Below are 24,295 nucleotides of genomic sequence, written 5' to 3'. Positions count from 1 at the left end.
TTAAGTGTAGGGTGGGCAATGCCCACCTGATGATATAGCTATTTCCAGCGACAAGACTTCCGCAAATTTTCAATTTCCGGTTCTTGCCAAGAAAAAGCAAAATGGCTAATTCCTTTAACTTGAGGTGCAGCACGCTCGATCGCGCTCATTTGAGCTTCAAGAGAGGGGCGATTGCTGATAGACTGTCCCCATGTACCAGCGATCGCCGGAATAACTTTAGCTTCAGGTGGCGCGTATTTAAACACTCTTTGCACCAAAGCCGCAATGCAATCGGCATTACCGCAAGCAGCATAGGACATGGGATGCCATTCTGCACTGGTAGGAAACCGATCCCAAGGCTGCAAGCGGGAATCATACCCCTCACCTACAACTTGGTTGCCATCAGGAAAAAACACTAACCCTGTCTGTATTCCCTGTTGTTGTACTGGTGAAGCTGCCAAGGCGACAAAATCGAGAATTCCTTGTAGGGCATGGGCTACACTCAACCGCCATAACTCTAACTGTAGCAGCGGACGACGCGCCGCAGCACTCGGTAACACTTTTTTCTCCTCTTGAGTGGGTGGAGTGCGTCCCTGCCAAAGTGGTTCTCCTTCATCGGGATAAAGCTTATCGACCTCATCAACATCTGAGGCTGACAATGCACCCTTAGCAACATAGCGTTTAATCAGTTCTCGCCCCTTTTTGTTCAACGCCCGTTGTTCTAAAGCTTGACGGGCTGCTTCGCTATAAATCCATAAATCTTGTACTTTAGAGACTACAGAAGCACCACCCAAACCGCGTGGATAACGCACGTAGTCAAATAAGACTCCGTCAGGGCGGCGGCGTACCACTTGTTGCACCAACTGATAGAAGTCGCGCTTTGCCTGGACGTTGTAAGGATCGATAAATACTTGACTGGCGTTATCTACAACATTTAAGCTCGTATCGCCTTTAAAGTTCCTGGCTAATACCGATTGGCGATCGCTACGTTGCCCGTAGGAATAGCCGAAGTTCATCATAAACATCCAAGCGTAGACTTTCAAGCCTCGTTCGTGGGCTTTTTGAATAGCTTCGGCGAGTAAATCTGTATTTTCCGTGCCAGGGGTACGCACCATCGCGGGCCATGCTGTCGGGTTAGCCGATGCGGGTAATAGGACTTGCCCATCCGCAAATGTCTCGATGTAAACGTAGTTATAGCCTCGGCTGACAATCCGATCCATAATCTTGTCTAATACCCCAGGCTGAGTATCGCAGGGATAAAGGCGCAACCAGATCGCTTGATGTTGAGGCGGAGTGCGATCGCGGCACTCTGCTAATTGCTGTGCTTGTTGGTTTATTAGCTGTTTATAGCGGTTTTGCGCCTCTGTGTCACCTTGTAATGCTTTCTGAAGTAAGCTTTCTTTCTCTTGCCTTACTGCTTCTGATTCCTGACAGTAGGCAGTTGTTTGGGCTATTACAGGATGGTTCCCCAAGCTCATTACCAGTAAGCTACTCGTAAAGGCGATCGCCGCTAGGTATCGTTGTAATAGGCGCAGTTGCAAGAATTTTAATTGACTTAATTTGCAATCGGACATTCCTAAAAACAAGAAATAGGACAAAGGAATTCAGAAGTCAGAAGTCGGAAGTTAAGAAAGTATTATGGATAGCCTTAAAGAGTTGACAAACGATTAAATTTGCTGACTTTATGTTCTAGAGTGCAGAAGATAACTCTTCCACTTACAACTTACGACTCATAACTTCCGACTTAGTTTGACGTTAGTATTCGACCTTTGGTTGCTACCATCACTCAGAATAATTCGGAATTTGTCCTGTGTAATTCGTAATTATTCGGAATTCCTGCCACTGATGTTTCCTTTATCCGTTTCCCGGTAGGCGATCGCCTACTTTATTTGTGTAAAAAAATACTGGCAAGCAGTAACCTGCTTGCCACCAGCAAAGATACATATTTCTTAAATATGCGACTGTAACTAAGCTTAATTTCCCCGAGCCACCGCCATCTCTACTTGTTTGAATTCTAATTCCAGGCGTTGCTTCAGTTTTGCCGGTAGAGGACGGTTAGGATAAGAACTGTAGTGACCAGCCAGGGAATTTAAAGCGGTGCGCATGGTGGTAAAAGAACTTAAACCTGTCAAACTACCATTACGCTGATAGCGAGCGGCGAAATCATTAATTTTTTTGCGGGCTTCTGCTTGGATTTCGCCTTTGTTCGGTGCATCTTGCGGTAGTTCGATTGCGTTGCGCAATACACCTATCACATCCAAGGTATCTTGACGATAATCTCCAGAAAGCCCACCGCCACTAGAGCAGCCCATTAAACCAATAACGACTACCAAAACCAGGGCAAGTAGACGTGACCAATAGTGCTTCATATACAATCCATTCACATTCATACTTAAATCACAGTCAATCCTACCGTGGAATGGGATCATCTAAGAAGCCGACTGATAACTGATAACTGATAACTGATAACTGACATGGGTTTACCACAATTTGTTTTGGCTTCCGCTTCTCCGGCGCGGCGGCGCTTGTTACAAATGGTTGGCATCGAACCAATTGTGCGCGTCAGCAATTTTGATGAGTCTCAAATTCAAACCGAGAATGCGACTGAATTGGTAGAAACTTTAGCGCGTTGTAAAGCGGAAGCGATCGCACCTCAATTTGATTCAGCTTTAATTGTGGGCTGTGATTCTGTCTTGCTGTTAAATGGAGAAATACATGGTAAACCAGAGAATGCAGAAGTCGCGATCGCCCGTTGGCAGCACATGAGCGGTCAAGTGGGGGAACTGTATACAGGTCATGCTATTATCGACCAGCCGCAACAACAAATACTTGTCCGCACTCAAGTCACGCGGGTTTATTTTGCTCAAATGAGCGATCGCGCTATTAGAGCCTACGTTGCTACCGGAGAACCCCTCAAGTGTGCTGGTGCTTTTGCTTTAGAAGGGCGCGGAGGTCTATTTGTCGATAAAATTGAAGGCTGTCACTCAAATGTAATTGGTCTCAGCTTGCCCCTACTGCGCCAAATGCTATCGCAACTTGGTTATGAGGTGACGGAGTTTTGGGATAGGTAAGTCAAAAGTCAAAAGTTAAAAGTTAAAAGTCAAAACTACATTTGCAAAAGATTAGTGACTGACAACTAATAACCGACAACCAACAACTACCAATTACCATCCACCTCAAATTGATCCGCGTGCAGTACAGCTTCTCCACGATCTGGAATCCAAGCTAACCACTCGTCTTTTCCCACTTGGCACAGGAGCAATGCTTCATCATGACTGTAAGTACTGGGAAGTTCTCGCAACTTGACCCAACCATTGCGTTGACATTGCTCTAATGAATTGTCATAAATTTTGTTCAGCCAGTTTGAATAGGTTCTATCGGCGGTTTTGTGTTGTTTGTGAGAATTTAGTTGCACTGCCTTTGCCCTCTTTACTCAGAAAAGTCGATCGGCAATCTGTAAAAATTGCATTTCTGTAGTTTATGCTACAGAAACTTCGAGAGAAGCTGCATCTATCGTTGGATAACTTTACGTTTGTTCCAGCCAGATATACGATCGCCTTTTAAGTTCCGAGCCACATAGAGTAATAGAATGAGGAGTTGTAAGTGATGAATTCAGCATTCACAGTCCGGTATTGAGTATTTTTCCATGACACCTGCTTCTACTCCTTCACTGCGATCGCAACAGCACTCTCTAATTCGGCAACTAGCCGACGCGATCGAATCTGTTTGGCAAAACCACTTAGAACTTTCACCCTACGTCATTCCCGCAGAGTTAGGCTATGTTGAAGGCAGATTGGAGGGAGAGAAACTGACAATTGAAAATCGTTGTTATCAAACACCCCAATTTCGCAAACTACACCTAGAATTGGCGAAAGTGGGAACGACGCTAGATATTTTGCACTGCGTCATGTTTCCCCGCATAGAATACGCTCTACCCATGTTTGGCTGTGACTTAGTCGGAGGAAGGGGACAAATTAGTGCTGCGATCGCAGATTTATCGCCTTTAAATCGAGACCGAACTTTACCATCTGCTTATACTGCTGCACTTTCTGCTTTACCAAATCCGAATTTCTCTCAACCCCGCGAACTTCCGGTTTGGGGAGATATCTTTTCACCGTTTTGCACGTTTATTCGTCCTGGTTCTCCAGAGGAAGAAGAGAAATTTTTGGCAATGGTACGAGGATTTTTAGAAATACATTGTACCCAGGCGATCGCATCTCAACCTGTTTCTAAAACGCAACAAGCCGAAATTTTCGCCGCGCAACAATATTACTGTACAAAACAGCAGCAAAATGACAAAACTCGCCGAGTGTTAGAAAAAGCCTTTGGTGTAGAGTGGGCAGAACACTACATGACGACTATATTATTTGACTTACCGGAGGCTACTAATTTAGGCTAATATTCGGTAGCTAAGACCTGCATCTATCCGATCGCCAATTCACAAATCAATTAAAAAGGAATAGACATAATCTGATTTATCCATTCTTCTGCTTCAGATGCTTCCCAAATTAGAATAAGAGATTCAATCGCATCACTAATTGACAGATTTTGAGAAATAATTATAACTCCAGTACTAGTTTTTGTAGTAATAAACTTACCAAATTCAACTGGCATAGTTTTGCGATCGTGAGTCACGAGTACTCTCTCGTCTCGCGCAGCTATAGCTAATACCTCTTGGTCTGTGTCTTACCTTCTCATCCTGCTACATAAGCTGATTGAAAATCAATATTTGTTTCTCTTCAGAGTGTACCAGTCACAATTGCCTGTTTCAAGTCGGCATTTGCTTGAAATCGAATTTTCGTCATGCTTTGCCCTGCTTTTGGGCTTTAGCAGCTATTAGTTTTTGATACAGAGCTGGATTTCTTTCTCTTAAAGAGAGTCGCAGCTTTTCAAATTCTTCTTCTCCCTTTTCAAGATAGCGATTAATTAGTTCTTGATTAGCAAGATAAAAAGTAATCGCTCCATAAATTTTGCTCAGAAAACGGAAACTGGCAAAGGTCGCAAGTATGAAAGCCTGCTGAAATGAATGGTTGCCAAGGATTTTCTGCTGATTCACATAGCTTATTAAAGAACTGCTGCCCAACTCTTCCAGTTTGGAATTCAAGCTCTTTACCTAGCCAGCCTATAGCCTGTAGGAGAATATCATTTCCTACAGGGAAATAATCGATTGGGTCAAGATCTTTGTAACAAGTCACAAGATAATCTCATTAATACTCCACTAGCGCCACAATTGGCACGTCGGGCAAATTCCGCCGCCCTGCTAAATCTCGTAACTCGACGATAAACCCAAAACCAACCAACTCGCAGCCGATTTGCTGCACTAACTTAGCCGTGGCGCTGGCGGTTCCCCCAGTGGCGATCAAGTCATCTACAATCAATACCCGACTACCAGGCTGCAAGGCATCTTGATGCACTTCTAACTTATCCATGCCATACTCTAGTTCGTATTCAACCGAGTGAACCAAAGAGGGTAACTTCCCAGGTTTACGCACGGGAATAAAGCCAATGCCTAATTTATAAGCCAAAGCTGCACCAATGATAAAGCCGCGTGACTCAATTCCTACAATATATTCAGCATTTAACCCCGCACCATCCAGCTTATCAGCCAGACTATCTATGGCATGGCGTAGCCCTGCGGCATCGCGCAGCAAAGTGGTAATATCTCGAAACAAAATACCAGGCTTGGGAAAATCGGGAATATCGCGAATCAGGGACTTGAGATCCATAGGTTGTCAGCGAGACTGGCTGAGTATAACGGCAACTATCTATATTGGCAGACTTAGGAAGACTTTGAAAAATCGTACACTAGAATTCCAGATGTTTTAAATTGTTACGTGCGATCGCTAATTTCGAGCGAGAATCAGGGAAACCTTATTATCAGTTACCAGTTATCAGTTATCAGTGACTAGTGGCGGGTGACTAGTGACTAGAATTGCTCCCTTGTCCCCCTTGTCTTCCTTGTCTCCCTTGTCCCCTTCTTCCCGACTCCCGACTCCCTTCTATGCTAAAAGTAGACAGTCAGTCGCCAATTTTGCCAATCTAGTGAAGGCTGGTTTTAGTTATTTACTCGTATATCTTTGGTTAAGATGAATGTCTCCGCAAGCGCGAATCCGTTAGATAGTTCAACCGTCCCATCCCTCCCCCTGATGCTGGAAAGTTTACCTAACCCACCTGTTGATGAAAGGGCTTGTCCTCAAAGGGTGAGGTTGCAAATTGATTTGATGTTACTGGCGATTGAAGCCCTAGAACTTGGTGGTTCGGAATTATTCTTGGCAATAGCGCAGGAGCTAGAACTACAAGATATTGTCAAAAATCGGGTAAACTTGTGGCGAATGCGCTGTACGAACCCATTGAGGCGATCGCACGCTCGGCGCGACCTCAGTTTACTAGAGGCTAAAGCACTTGTCGTCATCGCCGCCGATTTAGCCCGCAGGTTGACAGCTGTGATTCGACAGTTGCTATTGACATATCAGCAAATGCGTGACAAAGGAATTCCACTTGAACAAAATTTACGCTTGTCTAATTATCTCGAAAGGTTTCGATCGCATTTTCGCAGTCGGATGAATCCTCGTCGTTCTGGGGTACTGGCTTACAATTCCCCTGAAAAGTTGGATGAACTAGCACTGACACTGTTGCAACAATTGCTATTTTGTACGGGGACAGCGGGAATGCAGCGGTTGTGGATTAGTTTGTTTGATGGGGAAGTAGAATGACGACGATTCAGCGCAAGTACAGCCTGCCCAATTGCACGCTGGTTTTAGAGGGATTGAGCGATCGCGCGACTGACTCCCAATCCTTTGACGGGCGACCCGTACTCACAATTTTGACCTATGTTGAGTGTCAGCTGATCCAGGCAAAACAAACCTTGACTGGTGGTAGAGATTTTTTTGAAAGTTTAGTGACAGCTGTTAGCGGTTACGCCCAAGAATTTTTGAGTCACGTCACGCACCCAGAAGCGCACAACAAAGAATCTAGCTTGGTACAGTTGCAAAAAATCGATCGCGATCGTCATCGTTTGATCGTCCAGCCAGAAAGTCATAAAGAATCAGAAGCAAATAGCCACACCGAAGGTACGGCGCAGGAAGTCGAGCTGACAACAGTACAGTTATTTGACTTAGTAGAGGCGATCGATCAGTTTTTTGCCGATACCCAAACCCTACCAGATTTGACGCTGCAACTAGCTCCAGTTTCGCGGCGCTACGTGCGATCGGGACAGCAGTTAGTCAAGCAAGCCGTACCCGCCACCGTAGGCGCATCAGGATTAGCCCTAGCCGCGATCGCCTTTTTCTTAATTCCCATTCCCGAAGCTGTCCGCCGTCCTACAGAAGCCACCTCTCCATCCGCCCAATCTACCAACATTGCTAACGCACCACCCATTACCGATCCCTTGCAATTGGTGCAATTACAGCAAAAACTCACCGACCAACTCCGACCGGCGTGGAAGCCTAACGTAGCCCTCGGTCAAGATTTAGTTTACCGCGTTGGCGTAGCTGCTAATGGAGCGATTAAAGGCTATGTTGCGACTAACGACATATCCAACGGGCAAGTCCAGCAAACTCCCCTACCTCGCCTGCTATCCCAACCTGCTGCTGGTAGTGCTACGCCACCAGAATCCTTAGCTCAATTTCAAGTCACCTTTACACCCAAAGGAGAAGTACAGGTTAAGCCTTGGGAAGCGAAGAAATGAGACAAGGGGGACAAGGGAGACAAGGGAGAATAAACTGTCAACCAACAATTACCAACTACCCATTACCCATTACCATTCTTTATGGATACGGTGATATTAAATCTAGAACCAATCGTGCATTTGACTCAGGAACAGTTTTATCAACTGTGCATGGCAAATCGCGAGTTGAATTTAGAGCTTAATGCCAAAGGAGATTTAATTATCGTGCCACCCGTAGGAGGAGAAAGCGGCAATCAAGAAGCAGATCTGATAACAGATTTGAATAATTGGAATCGTCAAACCAAGCTAGGAAAAGTCTTTAGTTCCTCCACAATTTTTCGTCTCCCCAATGGTGCTAACCGTTCTCCTGATGCAGCTTGGATAAGATTGGAACGATGGGAGGCTCTAACTCCAGAAGAACGAGAAAAGTTTCCTCCCATATGCCCAGATTTTACAATTGAATTGCGCTCTCGCACCGATACGCTAAAACCATTACAAGAGAAAATGCAAGAATATTTGGCTAATGGTTTGCGTTTGGGTTGGTTAATTAACCCTCAAAATAGCCAAGTAGAAATTTATCGCGCCAACCAGCCTGTAGAAGTCATATTTTTACCTTCCGTCCTCTCTGGAGAAGATATTTTACCTGGATTTGAATTACCTCTAGAATAGAGCGATCGCGACCTTCTCATATACGATCTAAAACCCTAAAACCTAAACTTGTCCAACAAGCCTTACCAGCCAAACGACAACAGCCACAACCATCAACATCGGTGTCAGCCAATCGCCCCAACGCACGTATAAAGTTTTGGTTTGACGGCGATAAATAGTTTCGGAATGGATTTCATAAGTATTGTGTCCCGATATCCAAACTGTCTTACCGTGAGGATCGACAAAAGCAGAATATCCGGTATTGACAGCACGCACAGCCCATCTGTCAGTTTCGATCGCCCGCATGATATCTAAAGCATGGTGCTGAGCTGGCATCGCAGCGCTGTAATGGGCATCGTTGGAGGGACTGAGGATAAATTGCCCTCCAGCAGCAGCTTGGTAGCGAAATCGTTCGGGAAAGGCAGATTCGTAACAAATTCCGACAATTGCTCGACCGAAAGGAGTATCGAATAACTGATTTGGCGCACCTGCTATTTGATGCTCGTCAAGCGGTGAAAGTCGAGAAACAATCCCACCTAAAATTTCTTGGAATGGAACGTATTCGCCAATCGGTACTAATTTTGATTTGTCATAACGACTAAAAATCTGTCCGTTACTCAGTAGGGTAAAAATACTGTTCGTATAGCCTCCTTTTTTGTCGCCAAACAATCCCAACCAAGCAACTACGCCCCTTTCTTTGACAGCGGAGTAAAAAGAAGTGCGTTGAACGTCATTCCAGCGAAAAGGTAAAGCTCCTTCTGGAGTTAAAACTGCATCAACTCCCCGATCTGCTAAAGTTTGGTAGCCAGTCGTATAACCTTCGATCGCCTTCCGAAAACCTTCGGGATAAAGTTTGATTTTATTCGGGACGTTACCCTGGACGATCCCAACTTTGAGAACTGTGTCTGGAGACTGAATCAGGGGACGGCTGTACAAGCTGTAGCCCAAAAGGTGTAATAAAAGGCAAAAAGCAAAAGGCAAAAGGCAAAAGACAACAGATGTTTTTCGACTCCCCTGAATGGGCGCACGGCTGTGCGCCCCTACAACTGCAATCCAAGCTTCGGCAAACAATCCATTGACAGCGACGATCGCAGCTGTAACAGCACTTGCTCCAGAAAGTTGTCCGAGATGGAGAATGGGTAGGTTGTGGGGGCTTTGGGTGTAGGAAAGCGAAGACCACCACAAGGGTCCGGCACTCCACAAGCTTTCTAAGCCGCACCAAAGAGCAACGCCGATGAGGAGGCGGACGAGACTAAGAGGAATTTTGTCGCGCAAAGACGAGCCGGTGCGTTGCGGAGCCAGCACCGTGCGGGGGTTTCCCCCGTTGAGGCGACTGGCGTGAGGTTCCCTCCGTTGTAGCAACTGGCGTGCGAAGGCGCAAAGGGTTTTTTGTGTTTTTGCGTTTGGGAGTAGGGATTTTAAAGTGGGAATTCGCCAATTTAGCAGTGCTTTCATGCCAACGCCCCAGCCAACTACTAAGGCAGCTCCCCAGAGGGTGATGAAGATCCAGCAGAAAAGGGCGATCGCCAGACTACTCAACCACGGTACACCCATCCAAGTCATAGGATGAATGCCTGTAATCCAAAATAAAGCGACACCGTGATAGCCAATGCCCCAAAGGAGGGGTAAGGAGTGAGGAGCGAGGAGTGAGGAATGTTTGGGGGTTGTAACTACCAATACCCACAGAGGAGCTAGGGCAATCCAGGCAAGAAACCAAGCTCCTACAGGGGCAACGGTAAGCCCCATTAATATACCGCTAGCAAGAGCAATAAGCAGCGAAAAAGGAGAGGCGATCCCCTCACTCCTCACTCCTCGCTCCTCGCTCCTCTTAGCACGCAGCCGCTTCATCGCTGACATCAGATGGAACTAGAGCTACAGCCGCGATCGCATCGTCTTCGTCCAAGCGTTGTACTCTTACGCCTGTCGCACTGCGCGATTGGCGGGGGATGGCATCGGTGGATTGACGAATGATAATGCCGCGAGTCGTGATCAGCATTAATTCGTCGCCTTCATTGACTACCATCAAGGCTGCTAGCTTGTCTTTGAATTTGCGATTTTGCTTGAATTTCGTCGCAATTTTGCCTTTGGTGGCACGATTGTACAACTTGAATTGGGAGACGGGGACGCGCTTGCCATATCCTGCCATTGTCACAATCAATACCCAAGGACCTTGAGTAGCATTAGCTATTTCACCATTCTCCTCAGTTTCGGTTTCGACGATTTCGGTTTCTTCGACTTCGGCTTCAGCGGGGTCGGCTTCTTCCATATGGGAAGCAGCAAGTACGGCACTGGCAATGATATCCATGCCGATTAGTTCGTCTCCCTCTTTGAGTTTCATGGCTTTCACGCCCCGGGTGGCTCTACCTAAAGGACGCAATTGTTCGTGACTGGTTCTAAAGTGAATTGCCATGCCAAAGCGAGAACCGATGATAATACTATCTTCGACTCGCGCCCTACGTACCCAACGCAATTGATCGCCTTCTTCTAGGGAAATTGCAATCAATCCGTTTGCCCGAATATTGGTGAAAGCTGCGAGTTCGGTTTTCTTGATGTAACCGCCTTTAGTTAGCATTACCAAGTATTCTTCGCTAGTAAATTCACTAACTGGGACGATGGAAGTAATCCTTTCTTCTTTAGGGATCGGCAGCATTTGCACGATTGGCACGCCCCGACTGGTACGCGATCCCACGGGAATTTGATAGGCTTTGAGGGAGTAGACGACACCGCGATCGCTGAAGAATAAAACGCTGTCGTGGTCGCAGCAGGTGAGGAAGTGATCGACACCATCATCCTCTTTCATTCGCGTCCCCGATTTACCTCGCGTTGCCCGACTTTGAGCTTCAAAGGTATCTAAGGGCATCCGCTTGATGTAGCCTTGTTCCGTCAACAGAATTACTGCTTTCTCGTTGGCGATTAAGTCAATCGCATCGAATTCCCCTTCAGCAGGTTCGATTTCCGTGCGGCGAGGGGTGGCGTGGGCTTGTTTGATTTGGGTGATTTCAGTTTCGATGATTTCTAAAATCCGCTCTCGCCGTGCCAAGATATCTTTTAAATCGGCAATTTGGACTTGTAAATCTTCGTGTTCTTGACGAATTTTCTCTGCTTCTAGTGCTGTCAGTCGCCGCAACTGCATTTGTAAAATTGCATCAGCTTGGGCTTCCGATAGTCCATGAGTATCGATTAATTGCTGTTTTGCCGTAGTTGTATCGGCAGCACTGCGGATTGCAGCAATGATCTCATCTAGGTTGAGTAAGGCAATCAGTAACCCTTGCAGGATATGATCCCGTTCTTCAGCTTTCCTCAGTTCGTAACGGGTGCGGCGGGTAATTGATTCAACGCGAAACTCTAAGAAGACGTGAAGAAACTGTTTTAAAGTCAATAGCTGGGGTTCGTTGTTGACCAACGCCAGCATATTCGCACCAAAGTTAGCTTGAAGCGGAGTTTGCTTGTAGAGGTTGTTGAGAACGACGCGGGGATAGGCATCGCGCTTAAGTTCGATCACGATTCTCATCCCATCGCGATCGCTTTCATCCCGAATATCGGCAATCCCTTCAATCCGCTTGTCATTAACGAGTTCGGCAATTTTTTCAATTAAGGCTGCCTTGTTAGTTTGGTAAGGCAGTTGAGTAATGATAATTGCTTCCCGTTCCGGTCGTCCTCGTTGTTCGACCGTTTCGATCTCCGCCACGCCGCGCATCGTAATTGAACCGCGACCGGTGGTAAACGCTTCGTGAATCCCCGACGTTCCCAAGATTTTTCCACCCGTAGGGAAGTCGGGACCAGGGATATATTGCATCAACTGGCGATCGCTAATTTCTGGATTGTGAATCAGCGCCACTACACCGTCAATTAATTCGCCCAAGTTATGCGGCGGAATATTTGTCGCCATCCCCACGGCAATTCCCGAAGACCCGTTGAGCAAAAGTTGGGGAATTCTCGCAGGTAAAACAATCGGTTCCTGCTGGGAACCGTCGAAGTTGTCGATAAAGTCTACAGTTTCGGCTTCAATGTCCTGTAACAAAGCATTTTCAGTTAATGCCTGCAAGCGACATTCGGTGTAACGCATTGCCGCTGGGGGATCGTTATCCACCGAGCCAAAGTTACCATGCCCTGCAATCAGGGGCGATCGCATGGAGAAATCCTGCGCCATCCGTACCAAGGCATCATACACAGCCGTATCGCCGTGGGGATGATATTTACCTAGTACCTCCCCCACAACACGGGCGCATTTACGGAACGGACGGTCTGCCGTTAATCCCAACTCATGCATGGCGTAAAGAATTCGGCGATGCACGGGTTTCAGACCATCCCTGGCATCTGGTAGCGCCCTACCTACAATTACGCTCATGGCGTATTCCAGGTAAGACCGCGACATTTCGTTCCGCAGATCGGTTGGAATGATGGTCATATCTTTGCAAAAAACTCCAAATTTGTCGATTTCCGGCAGATAATGCCCAAGATGTTGCTAAATCTTCGGTTTAGCTGCCAAAAAGCTGTAAATTATATCAAAATTTTATCATATTTTGCTAGGGATTGGTTGGTAATGGGTAATGGGTAATAGGTAGTTGGTAGTTGGTTACTGATAACTGAGAACTGACAACTGAATTTAAGCCTCAAGATAGTGTGTGCCTAAAGGCGATCGCTTTTAAGCTGGGGCGTGTAGAGGTGAGAATTAGATATGAGCAGTGAAACGGCTCCAGATCGAGCAGAAAAGCAAAATCCCCCAGGAGATCCATCGCAACTCGATCCAGAGGTACTGGATAAAATTAAACACCCACCTTCGATTCACGACCAAATGAAGCAACTCAGTCCTGAAGAATTGCGGGCAAACCAAGCCGTGTCGCCGGAAATGCTCAATAGTGGCGAAGATTTGCGCGATGATATTATGCCAACAGATGAGCCTGAAGAAAGTGACTAGTGGTTAGTGACTAGTGGTTAGTCTCTTTTCTAGTCACCAGCCACCAGCCACTAGCCACTCACGAATGACAACCATATCGCGCTAATCTGAGAATCAATTAGGATTTAGATATGTTGGCTGTCATCTATTCTGACGAGTTTCTCGAACACAAAACGGGACGGTTTCACCCAGAAAAACCAGAACGCATCAGCGCGATCGCATCTGCTTTACAACATACTAGCTTTGCTCACCAACTAGAATGGCGATCGCCTGTGACAGACCCCCAAAGGGCGATCGCGTGGTTGGAAAAAGTCCATTCACCCCATCACATTCAATCTGTTCGAGAACTTGCCACCCAAGGCGGCGGCTATTTGGATCTCGATACTCCTGTATCTCCCCGTAGCTACGATGTCGCACTATTAGCAGTCAATGCTTGGTTGGACGGGATCGATTACACGTTGGCGACAAATAACCCTGCTTTTGTCCTCTCTCGTCCGCCTGGACATCATGCCGAAAGCGATCGCGGTATGGGATTTTGTCTATTTTCCAACGCGGCGATCGCGGCTCATTATGCCTTAGAACAGCCCAACATCAACCACGTAGCAATTTTAGACTGGGACGTACACCACGGTAACGGAACTCAGGCGATCGTCGAGCATCACCCCCAAATTGCTTTTTGTTCCTTACATCAGTCTCCCTGCTATCCTGGCACTGGTGCAGCCGCCGAAACAGGCGCGCACAACAACGTCCTCAACCTACCCCTCCCTCCAGGTAGCACGATTGCTGACTACCAACCAGTGTTTGAAACTCAAGTGATACCATTTTTAACTCAGTTTCAACCCGATCTACTGATTGTCAGTGCTGGATACGACGCTAATGCCGCCGATCCTCTAGCAGAAATGTACCTGCAACCGCAAGATTACGGATTATTTACGGAATTTTGTCTGAAGATTACTCACCGGATTGTCTTCGGTCTAGAAGGAGGTTACGATCTCCCTGCCCTGTCTCAATCTGTAGTAGCTACAATCGAACGGTGTCTTTTTTAGGGAGTCAGGAGACGGAATTAACTAGTCACTAACCAAAGCGCCACTAGTCACTGTCAGCTTCCCTCCGTACAATCACAGAGGTGGTATCTAAAAAGAAAATTAATTACAGTAATCTCTCGGTGGAACTCTCACCTAGACAAATGGGTAAATAGAAAAGTCAATCGCATCAACTCCTAAGTTGAGCCAAAGCAAGTAAAAATGACTACGTACATTTTTTTCGATACAGCCTTACGCATTTTTGTCAACGCCTATCTGGTTTCTGTAGTACTGCTTTTATCGGCTTCTGCCATTGGATTAGCAGTTATCGAATCAATTGAAAAAGAGCATCATCCATTCCTTAAGTCAAGATAATCTCTTCCCAGCAGGGGTGTAATGGCTGTGATAGTATTCGTTTGATGCGATCGAGTTGGGATCGGCTCAGACACTTACAAAAAGGCTTCGACTCGATCGCCAGAATTTAAGCATGTTTGTGACTCAAGAGCTGTAAAAGCTCTTCTATGCTGCAACTAACTCGGCAATTTTTGCTTGAGCGTTGGCGATCGATTTAGCCAAACTCGTGCCACCAAACTCATCATTCTCAACAGAAATAAAGCTGATGTCGGTGATGCCAATAAATCCAAAGATCGTTCTTAAATAAGGGTCTTGATGATTCAGCTTTTCATTACGTTCGCCACTTCCAAAGCCAGAATCACCTCGCGCCGTAATGATAAACATTTTCTTACCTAGTACTAGTGGTTTGTAAGGATTTGCAGCATCCTCTGGTTCAAACACAAATGTTCGTCTAGGGCGTACAATTTGGTCAATGTAAGCCTTGAGCGTGCTGGGAACGCTGAAGTTGTACATGGGAATACCAATGATATAGAGATCGGCAGCTAAGAATTCATCCACTAAGCGATCGCTAATCCGAATTGCTTCTTGTAATTCAGGGGTTCGTTGTTCTGGCGGTGTAAAAGCAGCTGCAATCCACGGTTCGTTAACATGAGGAACGGGATTGCGCCCGACATCGCGATAGGTAACAATATCATCTGGGTGAGTTTGTTTCCAAGCCTCAACGAATTCTCTGGTGAGCCTGCGAGAATGGGATCGCTCTCCTCTCGGACTGGAATCAATGTGTAGAATACGTGCCATCAGATCTCCTAATGCTCTATTACTGTAGTAGTTGCTCGTACCCTACAATTTAGCCAAGTCGAAAATTCTGGACTACTCAAACCTTGCGCGACTATCACAATCTTGCGGCGACTTTGAATCAGTTATTCAGTTATCAGTGACCTGTGACCGATAATTGAAGGTGTAAGAGATTGGGTAACTAGATGCCAGGTTTAGAGAGATCGCCGACGCGGATCGTTCAGCTTAACACCGATCTTTATCCGCCAATCTATTCGAGTCAAGCGTATGGTTGGAAAAATATTTTGGTTGAGGAATTTCGATATCCTCCAGGGCAAGAAACCTATCAAAATTTAACTAGTCATACCCTTTGTGTATCTTTAAATCGTCGTCCGTCCCGTCTGTCACTAACACTTGGAGATCGTCGTCATAGCGGTCTTTTCAGCCAAGGCGATATTTCTATTACCCCTGCTGAAGCCGTACTAATCTGTCAGGGAAATGACGAAGACAGAATTTTAAGAATTCAGCTAGCATCTCAGTTTTTCCAACAGGTTGCCCAAGATACACTCAAGCTCGATCCCGATCGCGTTGAGCTATTGCCTGAGTTCCGCGCTCGAAATCCTCAGATCGAACAAATTAGCATGATGCTGCTTGCCGAACTCACAACTGGGGGACTGGCAGGAAAACTTTATGTTGAGTCGCTGACAAATGTATTAGCCGTGCATTTACTCAGAAATTACGTGGCTGTCGAGCGTAATATAGCTCTATATGATGGGGGATTGAGCGATCGCCAACTGCTAAAAGTCGCGGACTACATTAATGCTCATCTGGCTGACGACATTACCTTATCCGATTTAGCTCAATTACTCGGTATGAGTCCATTTCATTTCAGCCGCCTCTTCAAGCGATCGATACAAGTTACCCCTCACCAATACGTGCTTCAGCAACGGGTGGAACTGGCAAAGCAGTTACTCCAACAAACCGAACTATCCATTATGGACATTGCTTTGCAGTGTGGTTTCAGCAGTCACAGTCATTTAGGCAAATGGTTTCGGCAGCAAACAGGAGTCACTCCTAAAATGTACCGCATCAATTTTCGCTGAAGCTTGGACAAAAAAATTTCGCAGCTACACAAATTAATCATCTATCTTAGGGTCTATTTGTCTCCTAATTTGGATATACTTAGCAAAACCATCAGCACGTTTTTGCTCGGTTTAGCTTCAGCTCTATATCCCAGGAAGTCAAATGCTCGATCGCAACCCTTTACAATTGGAAACAGAAATTGCCAGAATCGCTAGAGTCATGATGACTCGTAATTCAGAGATTGGTAGCGATATCATTGACGATTTGAGAACAAAACTGACAAGTGAAGAATTAGCTGGTTTGTTGCTTGTCGGTATTGAGCGTATCCTCTGGTTTGATGTCGATGCAGTTTTCTGGACTATAGAACAGATGATTCCTGCCGATCTCATGCAGGAAATTAGAAAAATTACCAATTTAGCGTTTTACAAGCAGTTAATTAACCAAAAATTTATTCCTGGTGTAGACTTTAGCATTGATGCCGATGGCAAACTATTATTAAATCACAATGCAAAAGCAGCTTTAGTGAAGAGTAAGGGGTAAGGGTTAGGGAAGAAGTCAAAAGCCAAAAGCTAAAAGTCAAAATTTGCCTACACCCCCTATAACCTTTCCCAACTTACGACTTACGACTTACGACTTCTCCAATATGTCTTTCCACGCCACTCTCGCTCGACTCATTTCTCTATTGGCTGCTAAGCCACAACATCTTTCTGACAATGCGTTAGCTTCAACTTGTACGGGAATTAACACCGATACGCGCAGCCTCAAGCCTGGAGATATATTTGTGGCTTTGCGAGGGGAAAAGTTCGACGGACATGGATTTGTCGCAACGGCAGTTGAAAAAGGTGCGATCGCAGCAATTGTTGACGGACACTATCAAGGTGATTTACCTGTATTGCAGGTACGAGATACCCTTCAGGCGTATCAACAAATTGCCTCTTGGTGGCGCAGTCAGTTTCATATGCCTGTTATTGGTGTGACTGGTTCTGTCGGTAAAACCACCACTAAGGAGTTAATTGCAGCTGTCTTGGGAACTCAAGGCAACGTCCTCAAAACCCATGCGAATTTCAACAACGAAATCGGCGTACCAAAAACATTGTTGGGACTGGATACTCAGCATGACTTTGCCGTCATCGAAATGGCAATGCGAGGAAGGGGTGAAATTGCCTTATTAACTCAAATTGCTCGTCCTACTATTGGTGTCATTACTAATGTTGGCACGGCACATATTGAACGCTTGGGTTCTGAAGAAGCGATCGCGCAAGCAAAATGCGAACTATTAGCCGAAATGCCTCAAAATAGCGTGGCAATTCTCAACTACGATAATTTTCGCTTAATTTCTACTGCTAACACCGTATGGCAGGGAAAAACTATTACCTACGGTTTAGAAGGGGGAGACATTCGAGGGGAATTACTCGATTCTCAAACTTTAAAAGTAGCAGGATTAGAGTTGCCTTTACCCTTACCAGGACGACACAATGCCGTCAATTTCTTGGCAGCTCTGGCAGTAGCAAAGGTGTTGCAGATCGATTGGTCGGTGCTAAAAACAGGTTTAACTGTCGATATGCCATCAGGGCGATCGCAACGTTATGAATTAGCAGATGACGTGGTAATCTTAGATGAGAGTTATAATGCTGCACCAGAAGCTATGCTAGCAGCGTTACAACTACTAGCACAAACACCAGGAAAGCGACACATTGCGGTGTTGGGTGCGATGAAAGAATTGGGAGAGCGATCGCGAGAATTACATCAGAAAGTTGGGGCAATGGCACGGCAGTTAAATTTAGATTTACTGCTGGTTTTGGTAGATGGTACGGATGCAGAAGCGATCGCGCAGAGTGCAACGGGTATACCTGTAGAGCGTTGTGCTACCCATGTGGAATTAGTTGAGCGGTTGAAAGAAGGAGTGAAAGCAGGCGATCGCATTTTATTTAAGGCTGCTCATTCCGTAGGTTTGGATCGGGTGGTAGAACAATTTCGAGCGGAATATTGTTGCAATCCCTAGTGTAGAGACGTTACATGTAACGTCTCTACAGAGGATATAACGTTTCTACAAGCAAGAAATTAAAGTTCTTCGCCTGATAATAACGGCTCGAATTGACAATATGCTGCGTAATTCCGAAAATGTCGGGCATAGATTTCCGTAACGTTGCTAAAATCATCGTACAAAACTGAATTTACATCAATTATCTGCTTGCAAGTCCAAGTGATAGTGTCATTGTACTGATTCTGATAGCTGCATTCTTGTTGGCGGCTGTAAAGCAAAGCCTTTTCTCTAGCTTCCTCTAAAGAATTCGCTTGGATGAGTATAAAACATTCCTCGTATAAAGGTCGATCGTTTGTCGTGCTTGATGATTCAAATAAAACCACGGCGATGTAGAAAGAAGTTTCTTGGGTATGGCTGCTATCAACTGTCATTAATATCTCCTCTCGCAGTTTCTAACTAAACATATGGCATAATACTCTAAGTAATTATTTATACTTTGTATTTAGGTAATGACTTTAGTATTTAACGCGATCGCCTCTGTGGGAATAGCCACGATCGCTTTTGGGCAAATATTACCCATGAGTAACGCTCCATTACCTTCTACTCAAGAGAATACTGCTGCTAAAACTTATCTCAATATTGCTCGATCGGTTTCTAAAAACTCTAAAAAACCTGTTTCTATGGACGCTGAAACTTTTTACCAACGAGGTTTAGTAAAGGCTAAGCAGGGAGATTATGAAAGAGCGATCGCCGATTATACGCAAGCAATTACATTTGGTAATGGAACGATTTCCTCTGCATTTAATTATTACGGTAGAGCCGAGGCGCTGTTTGCGATAGGAGATTATCGAGGTGCGATCGCTGATTATACAAAAGCCATTCAACTCGAGCCAGAATCAGCTGCTACAACATATGCTAAAAGAGCTATGGCACGCGATCGCATTGGTGACAAAAAAGGTGCAGCCGAAGATCGAAAAGCAGCAGCTAGTTTACCTCCAGAAGCAGAACAGCAAGTATTTCAAACCATAGGTTTCAGCTCTAGACAATGCGAAGATAAATCTCATCCTTCCCTACCCTAATATTTTTTTGCCTTCTTCTTGGCGACTTTGCGACTTTGCGCGAAACAAAAACGATCTTTAACCCTAATGAGTATAAATCAGTGCCGAAAAAAACAGATCGAATTATAGTCATCGACATCGAATCTACTTGCTGGCAAGACAAACCACCAATCGGACAAGAAAGCGAAATTATCGAAATTGGAATTTGTACAGTTGATGTAGCTTCAGGAAAAAGACTAGAAAAAGAAAGTATTTTAGTTAAACCCGAAAAATCTCAAGTCAGCGAATTTTGTACCCAACTTACCACTCTAACCCAAGCCCAAGTAGAACGAGGTATTTCCTTAAAAGAAGCCTGCACGATTCTGAAAAATAAATATCAATCGCAACAGCGAATTTGGGCAAGCTTTGGAGATGATGATAGAAGACAATTTGAAAAACAATGCCAGTCCAAAAAGATCAATTATCCTTTTGGTTCCAGACATATCAACGTCAAAACTCTATTTGCAGTTATTCATGCTCTACCCAATGAAATCGGCATGGCAGAAGCATTAGAAAAACTCAATTTTCCCCTCGAAGGCACGCATCATCGCGGTGGGGATGATGCTTGGAATATTGCCTTGATTTTATCAGAACTGTTGTTGAAAAGTAGAGGTTCATATGGTGGGCAATGCCCACCATAAGCTAATCATAAATCGTTATAGATCAGGCAAATTTAGTTTGACGATCTAATAAGACAATGAAATGGCGGCGGGGGCGATCGATGATACCTTCTTGTTCGAGCTGAGATAGCAGGCGCGTCACGGATACGCGAGTCATACCAATAAATTCTGCGATCTCTTGATGAGTCAGGCGTAGGTCAATTAGCCGTCCGCGTTCCACAGGACGGGCAAACTTACGCGCTAACCACAGTAGCATTTGTAGCAGGCGATCGCGGGCGTTGGTTTGGCGAATAATACTTAGTAGTTCCTCTGCTTGTTGTACGTGATGGCAAATTGCCGTCAATACCCATTCTCGTTGGTACGAGGGAACGTAACTGACTTCTACACTCGTAATGCACTCAACTTGATAAGGTTGGATATTCGACAAAGGCTGACCGATGACATCACCTGTACCCCAATACCCCAATGTCATTACTGTTCCCTCCTCACTCCAAGTGACAGTGCGAACAACTCCCCGCTCGATATGCAATAGCATCTCCGATTTTAGGGGAATTGAGTCATGACGCTTGAACATTTGCTGAGATAAATTCTCAGCTATAGTAATCGTTGGTGAGAGAGATGACATAAGCATTTCCAGGTGTAGGTTTCAGATTTTAGGTATGGTAGATGGCATTATTGACGAGCGTAAGATCTATATTTCAGAATGTAATTAGGTAGGTTTGCGCTTGAGTGGAGGTCTGAAAAACAAGAATTGCCTCACAAGAGAGTATAAAGTCATTCAAACATTGTTGCAAGCTAATTGAGAATTTCTATCACTTGTATCAAGAAAATTGAGGAAAGTTTCTTCTCCTTTGGTTTATCTTCCCTGACTAATTATTTCTAGGGTAGAAATACCCAAAATATACTGAAAATATACTAAAAAAAATGTACTCCTTGTCAAATGACGAGCTGTCAGGGACGGGGACAAGTCAAAAGTCGCAAGTCACAAGTGCATAATTCAGAATTCCGAATTCTCCCCTCATTGCGGTACGCGCCACACCTTAACTGTTTTGTCCTCGCTCGTACTTACCAACGTGCGTCCATCGGGGCTGAATGCTACAGCCCAAACTGCTGCTGTATGCCCTTTAAACGTGGCGAGTTCTGCGCCTGAAATGACGTTCCACAGCTTTATTGTCCGATCGTCGCTACACGTAGCGATTGTTTGCCCATCTGGACTCACCGCAACGAGATTGATATCGGCAGTATGACCTGCGATCGTCCGAATTGCTCTACCAGTGTTGAGATTCCAAACTGCGATCGTCGTGCCGTCGCTGACGCTGTAAAGTTTCTGGCTATCTGGACTAATGGCAACAGACCAAACCGCACCTTTGTGTCCTCTGAGGGTGCGCAATTCTTTGACTGGATTATGGTTTAAATCCCAAATTTTCATAGTCTTATCGCCGCTTCCAGTAACTAGCTTCTGTCCGTTGGGGCTGATGGCAACGGTGAGAACTTCCGCTGTATGCCCTGTAAGGGTAATATTTTTCCCTGTCTTCAGATCCCAAATTTTAGCCGTCTTGTCATAACTGGCACTGGCAATCTTTTGTCCGTTTGGGCTAATGGCAACGGAATTGACATAGCTTTTATGCCCGCGTAGAGTTTTGATTTCTCGCCCAGTGTTGAGATTCCAAACTTTTACTGTATTATCTTTACTGCCACTGACAAGGGTTTGATTGTCATTACCAATCGCCACCGAATAAACCCAGTCTAAATGTTCCTCAAGCGAGCGAATTTCTCGCCAGCTATTTGCATCCCAAATTTTGACAGTGCGATCGTCGCTACCAGTAGCAAACTTTTTACCGTCAGGAGTAAAGGCAACACTATTCACTTCATCTGTATGCCCTGTTATGGTATTGACTTGCTGTTGTTGCCAGTAATACAAATATGCTACTAGCGCCAGCAATAGTAGAAAGCAGCCACCTAAAAGCCGACTCCGTTTAGATGGTTTTGCTGATGGAGTTATAACTGTGGGTTGAGGCGATGTGGCTGAAGTGTTTGCCTGCGGGGATACTAAAGCTGCGGTTTCTACTGCGGTTAACGGGGTTGTCAGTGCAGGTACAATCGGCTGAAGCGATCGCGCTACTGCAAGATAGTTTTGCTGAGGTTTTTTTTGTAGTAACCGATCGATCGCCTGCGCGAGTTCCTGACTAACTGCTTGTAATAACGGGTGACGTTGCCAATTCGCACTCCAGTTGCGATCGCCTTGAAGCCAAGAAAAATAGGGGTGTCCAGATAATAAATGCAGACAAGCTACACTTAAATCGTAGAAATCGAGATTTGTTTGTAATGCCCAGTCATCGTCAAATGAGTTGTTTGGATGTAAATTATTTGGATGAAATAGCTGTTTGGTCAGATCGAAGTTAATTAACATCAACCTGTCATCACTATTACGGCGGATAATACTTTCTAAGTTTATATTTCCGTGAACGATCTGGCGCTTGTGGATGAAATAGAGTAACGGCAATATTTGACCTAAGACATCCCAAATTTGTTGCTCGCTAAATGTTCCTTGCTGAACTAATTCCTGTCTTAAGGTTTGCCCCGCAATTGCTGGTTGAACTAAATAAAAATAGTTTCCTTGGGTAAAATAAGCCGACAAAGTAGAAATTCGATCGTTTTCGCCAATTTGTGCTAACTTCTTCGCTAGAGAGTAAAAAATATTCGAGACGGAATAGTATTTATTAGATCCAGGTAACGCTAATTGTTGTACCACGTAAGATTCTCGTGCATCTCGATCTTGAGCGAGAAATATTTGACTAAAGCCACCACCAGCTAGGGGGTAAACTGGACGGAAGCGATCGCCTAAACTCGGAACGAGCTTTGTGCCACAACTAAAGCAATATTCCCGATCGTCAGGGTTAACTGGATTTTGGCAGTTGGGATTGAGGCAGCAGAGCATAACTTCAGCACCTACTAGCCGTTTCGGAACATCATAAACAAGTTAAAAGTCAAAAGTCAAAAGTCAAAAGTCAAAAGTCAAAAGTCAAAACTTTTCTTCTTATCCCTTACCACACAACAATCGTCACAATGCTCGATGACCAAATTCAGATCGGAATAGTAGGTACTGGCTATGCAGCGAAGTTAAGAGCAGAATCTTTTGGAAGAGACGAGCGATCGCGTGTCGTTGCAATTGCTGGGCATACTCCTGAAAAGACAGCAACTTTTAGTCAGACATATCAAGCCCAAGCGGTTGATTCTTGGCAACAGTTAGTAGCAAGGGAAGATATAGATCTCGTTGTTATCTGTACGATTAACTCAGATCATGGAGCGATCGCCAAAGCTGCTTTACAGAACCACAAGCACGTCGTTGTAGAATATCCTTTGGCTTTGGATGTAGCGGCAGCAGAGGAAATTATTGCTCTAGCTAAAACTCAAAATCGGTTATTGCACGTCGAACATATCGAGTTACTGGGTGGCTTGCACCAAGCCTTAAAACAGTATTTACCGCAAGTTGGTAGCCCGTTCTACGCCCGTTACAGCACGATGAATCCCCAACGCCCCGCACCTCGACGTTGGACTTACAATCAAGAGATGTTTGGCTTTCCTCTATGTGGTGCGCTATCGAGAATCCATCGCCTTACAGATTTATTCGGTACGGTTGAGACTATCAGTTGTCAAAATCGTTATTGGGGTACAGATCCCGAGTCATTTTTTCAAGTGTGTTTGTGTACTGCACAAATTCGATTTACTAGCGGAGCGATTGCCGAAGTTAGTTATGGTAAAGGGGAAACTTTGTGGCAAAACGAGCGCAAATTTGAGGTTCACGCCGATAAAGGTGGTTTAATTTTTGATAAGGATGATGGCGTTTTAATTCAAGCAGAGGAAACAACAAAAATTGACATTGGTTCTCGACGTGGATTATTTGCTAAAGATACAGGTATGGTATTAGACCATTTACATATGGGTGTGCCTTTGTATGTGTCTCCAACTGAAAGTTTATATGCTCTGAAAGTTGCAGATGCAGCGCGGCGATCGGCTCAGATAAAAGAGACGATTGTGATGTAGGGGCGGGTTTGCTCAAGATATTTAAGAAAATTAATGTCGCGCAAAGTCGCAAAGTCGCAAAGAAGATCGCTAAAGGTCTTTTGCGTGAGATTCTAAAGGTTTGATTAAGAAACCACCAGAAAAGCGA

General features: G+C 45.1%; 26 protein-coding genes and 1 pseudogene. 14 read left to right on the top strand and 13 right to left on the bottom strand.

Annotated elements, in window-relative coordinates; all coding sequences use genetic code 11:
• Positions 1–38: 38 nt before the first annotated feature.
• Together CHRO_RS13090 and psb27 are read right to left on the bottom strand one after the other, a co-directional pair.
• Positions 39–1,553: a family 10 glycosylhydrolase gene (locus CHRO_RS13090; RefSeq protein ID WP_015154685.1), complete on the bottom strand. Its 1,515-nt coding sequence runs from the start codon at positions 1,551–1,553 to the stop codon at positions 39–41.
• Between the two features lie 399 nt (positions 1,554–1,952).
• On the bottom strand, positions 1,953–2,348 hold the full coding sequence (gene psb27 / locus CHRO_RS13085) for a photosystem II protein Psb27 (protein ID WP_041462465.1): 396 nt from the start codon (positions 2,346–2,348) through the stop codon (positions 1,953–1,955).
• Positions 2,349–2,453: 105 nt separating this feature from the next.
• Here psb27 and CHRO_RS13080 point away from each other — a divergent pair, with 105 nt between their 5' ends.
• Positions 2,454–3,050, top strand: coding sequence for a Maf family protein (locus tag CHRO_RS13080; RefSeq protein ID WP_015154683.1), 597 nt, complete (start codon positions 2,454–2,456; stop codon positions 3,048–3,050).
• A gap of 86 nt (positions 3,051–3,136) precedes the next feature.
• On the opposite strand, the gene CHRO_RS13075 is transcribed toward CHRO_RS13080, so the two are convergent.
• Positions 3,137–3,394: a hypothetical protein gene (locus tag CHRO_RS13075; RefSeq protein WP_015154682.1), complete on the bottom strand. Its 258-nt coding sequence runs from the start codon at positions 3,392–3,394 to the stop codon at positions 3,137–3,139.
• 231 nt (positions 3,395–3,625) lie between these two features.
• On the opposite strand from CHRO_RS13075, the gene CHRO_RS13070 reads away from it, so the two are divergent.
• Complete coding sequence (locus tag CHRO_RS13070) at positions 3,626–4,378, top strand: phycocyanobilin:ferredoxin oxidoreductase (RefSeq protein WP_015154681.1); 753 nt, start codon at positions 3,626–3,628, stop codon at positions 4,376–4,378.
• A 50-nt stretch (positions 4,379–4,428) separates the two neighbouring features.
• Here CHRO_RS13070 and CHRO_RS34785 read toward each other — a convergent pair.
• The 4 genes and pseudogenes from CHRO_RS34785 to CHRO_RS13055 form a co-directional block, all read right to left on the bottom strand.
• A pseudogene (locus CHRO_RS34785) lies at positions 4,429–4,784 on the bottom strand (DUF5615 family PIN-like protein).
• On the bottom strand, positions 4,781–5,035 hold the full coding sequence (locus tag CHRO_RS13060; protein ID WP_015154680.1) for a hypothetical protein: 255 nt from the start codon (positions 5,033–5,035) through the stop codon (positions 4,781–4,783). The pseudogene CHRO_RS34785 and the gene CHRO_RS13060 overlap by 4 nt, the downstream one beginning before the upstream one ends.
• On the bottom strand, positions 4,917–5,174 hold the full coding sequence (locus CHRO_RS35145) for a DUF7919 family protein (RefSeq protein WP_483772843.1): 258 nt from the start codon (positions 5,172–5,174) through the stop codon (positions 4,917–4,919). The genes CHRO_RS13060 and CHRO_RS35145 overlap by 119 nt, the downstream gene beginning before the upstream one ends.
• A gap of 12 nt (positions 5,175–5,186) precedes the next feature.
• On the bottom strand, positions 5,187–5,705 hold the full coding sequence (locus CHRO_RS13055) for an adenine phosphoribosyltransferase (protein WP_015154679.1): 519 nt from the start codon (positions 5,703–5,705) through the stop codon (positions 5,187–5,189).
• Positions 5,706–6,065: 360 nt separating this feature from the next.
• On the opposite strand from CHRO_RS13055, the gene CHRO_RS13050 reads away from it, so the two are divergent.
• From CHRO_RS13050 to CHRO_RS13040, 3 genes are all read left to right on the top strand, one after another.
• Positions 6,066–6,692: a DUF3038 domain-containing protein gene (locus CHRO_RS13050; protein ID WP_015154678.1), complete on the top strand. Its 627-nt coding sequence runs from the start codon at positions 6,066–6,068 to the stop codon at positions 6,690–6,692.
• Entirely contained in the window at positions 6,689–7,666 is a 978-nt protein-coding gene (locus CHRO_RS13045; RefSeq protein WP_015154677.1) for a DUF4335 domain-containing protein, read from the top strand. Before CHRO_RS13050 ends, CHRO_RS13045 begins: the two co-directional genes overlap by 4 nt.
• Before the next feature lie 81 nt (positions 7,667–7,747).
• Complete coding sequence (locus CHRO_RS13040) at positions 7,748–8,314, top strand: Uma2 family endonuclease (protein WP_015154676.1); 567 nt, start codon at positions 7,748–7,750, stop codon at positions 8,312–8,314.
• Between the two features lie 42 nt (positions 8,315–8,356).
• On the opposite strand, the gene lnt is transcribed toward CHRO_RS13040, so the two are convergent.
• Entirely contained in the window at positions 8,357–10,039 is a 1,683-nt protein-coding gene (gene lnt / locus CHRO_RS13035; RefSeq protein ID WP_318265547.1) for an apolipoprotein N-acyltransferase, read from the bottom strand.
• A gap of 82 nt (positions 10,040–10,121) precedes the next feature.
• Entirely contained in the window at positions 10,122–12,701 is a 2,580-nt protein-coding gene (gene gyrA / locus CHRO_RS13030; RefSeq protein ID WP_015154674.1) for a DNA topoisomerase (ATP-hydrolyzing) subunit A, read from the bottom strand.
• A 270-nt stretch (positions 12,702–12,971) separates the two neighbouring features.
• Here gyrA and CHRO_RS13025 point away from each other — a divergent pair, with 270 nt between their 5' ends.
• The 3 genes from CHRO_RS13025 (at position 12,972) to CHRO_RS32170 (ending at position 14,587) form a co-directional block, all read left to right on the top strand.
• Entirely contained in the window at positions 12,972–13,211 is a 240-nt protein-coding gene (locus CHRO_RS13025) for a hypothetical protein (protein WP_015154673.1), read from the top strand.
• Between the two features lie 110 nt (positions 13,212–13,321).
• Entirely contained in the window at positions 13,322–14,236 is a 915-nt protein-coding gene (locus CHRO_RS13020) for a histone deacetylase family protein (RefSeq protein WP_015154672.1), read from the top strand.
• Positions 14,237–14,434: 198 nt separating this feature from the next.
• Positions 14,435–14,587: a hypothetical protein gene (locus CHRO_RS32170; protein WP_015154671.1), complete on the top strand. Its 153-nt coding sequence runs from the start codon at positions 14,435–14,437 to the stop codon at positions 14,585–14,587.
• A 144-nt stretch (positions 14,588–14,731) separates the two neighbouring features.
• On the opposite strand, the gene CHRO_RS13010 is transcribed toward CHRO_RS32170, so the two are convergent.
• A complete protein-coding gene (locus CHRO_RS13010; protein ID WP_015154670.1) occupies positions 14,732–15,364 on the bottom strand; it encodes an FMN-dependent NADH-azoreductase in 633 nt (210 codons plus the stop codon).
• Positions 15,365–15,546: 182 nt separating this feature from the next.
• Between CHRO_RS13010 and CHRO_RS13005 the strand changes: the two genes are divergently transcribed.
• The 3 genes from CHRO_RS13005 to CHRO_RS12995 all read left to right on the top strand — a co-directional run bounded on the left by CHRO_RS13005 (position 15,547) and on the right by CHRO_RS12995 (position 18,425).
• Positions 15,547–16,443 carry a helix-turn-helix domain-containing protein gene (locus tag CHRO_RS13005; protein ID WP_015154669.1) on the top strand — a complete coding sequence of 299 codons (897 nt, stop codon included), beginning with the start codon at positions 15,547–15,549 and terminating at the stop codon, positions 16,441–16,443.
• Between the two features lie 142 nt (positions 16,444–16,585).
• On the top strand, positions 16,586–16,963 hold the full coding sequence (locus tag CHRO_RS13000; RefSeq protein WP_015154668.1) for a hypothetical protein: 378 nt from the start codon (positions 16,586–16,588) through the stop codon (positions 16,961–16,963).
• Between the two features lie 103 nt (positions 16,964–17,066).
• A complete protein-coding gene (locus CHRO_RS12995) occupies positions 17,067–18,425 on the top strand; it encodes a UDP-N-acetylmuramoyl-tripeptide--D-alanyl-D-alanine ligase (protein ID WP_015154667.1) in 1,359 nt (452 codons plus the stop codon).
• Between the two features lie 59 nt (positions 18,426–18,484).
• Here CHRO_RS12995 and CHRO_RS12990 read toward each other — a convergent pair whose 3' ends face one another.
• Positions 18,485–18,838 carry a DUF4288 domain-containing protein gene (locus CHRO_RS12990; RefSeq protein ID WP_015154666.1) on the bottom strand — a complete coding sequence of 118 codons (354 nt, stop codon included), beginning with the start codon at positions 18,836–18,838 and terminating at the stop codon, positions 18,485–18,487.
• A gap of 78 nt (positions 18,839–18,916) precedes the next feature.
• Here CHRO_RS12990 and CHRO_RS29645 point away from each other — a divergent pair, with 78 nt between their 5' ends.
• Together CHRO_RS29645 and CHRO_RS12980 are read left to right on the top strand one after the other, a co-directional pair.
• Positions 18,917–19,486, top strand: coding sequence for a tetratricopeptide repeat protein (locus CHRO_RS29645; protein ID WP_015154665.1), 570 nt, complete (start codon positions 18,917–18,919; stop codon positions 19,484–19,486).
• An 80-nt stretch (positions 19,487–19,566) separates the two neighbouring features.
• Positions 19,567–20,145, top strand: a complete 579-nt coding sequence (locus CHRO_RS12980; RefSeq protein WP_015154664.1) for a 3'-5' exonuclease — start codon at positions 19,567–19,569, stop codon at positions 20,143–20,145.
• Between the two features lie 22 nt (positions 20,146–20,167).
• Here CHRO_RS12980 and CHRO_RS12975 read toward each other — a convergent pair whose 3' ends face one another.
• Positions 20,168–20,749: a Crp/Fnr family transcriptional regulator gene (locus tag CHRO_RS12975; RefSeq protein WP_015154663.1), complete on the bottom strand. Its 582-nt coding sequence runs from the start codon at positions 20,747–20,749 to the stop codon at positions 20,168–20,170.
• 393 nt (positions 20,750–21,142) lie between these two features.
• Positions 21,143–23,062, bottom strand: coding sequence for a protein kinase domain-containing protein (locus CHRO_RS12970; RefSeq protein ID WP_015154662.1), 1,920 nt, complete (start codon positions 23,060–23,062; stop codon positions 21,143–21,145).
• 128 nt (positions 23,063–23,190) lie between these two features.
• Between CHRO_RS12970 and CHRO_RS12965 the strand changes: the two genes are divergently transcribed.
• The gene (locus CHRO_RS12965) at positions 23,191–24,168 is read left to right on the top strand and encodes a Gfo/Idh/MocA family protein (protein ID WP_015154661.1); all 978 of its coding nucleotides are present in this window, start codon (positions 23,191–23,193) and stop codon (positions 24,166–24,168) included.
• Positions 24,169–24,295 lie beyond the last annotated feature (127 nt).

The sequence above is a fragment of the Chroococcidiopsis thermalis PCC 7203 genome (genome assembly GCF_000317125.1).
Taxonomy (GTDB): Bacteria; Cyanobacteriota; Cyanobacteriia; order Cyanobacteriales; family Chroococcidiopsidaceae; genus Chroococcidiopsis; species Chroococcidiopsis thermalis.
The sequence above is the reverse complement of the archived record's forward strand: the minus strand, read 5'-3'. Positions and strand labels throughout refer to the sequence as shown.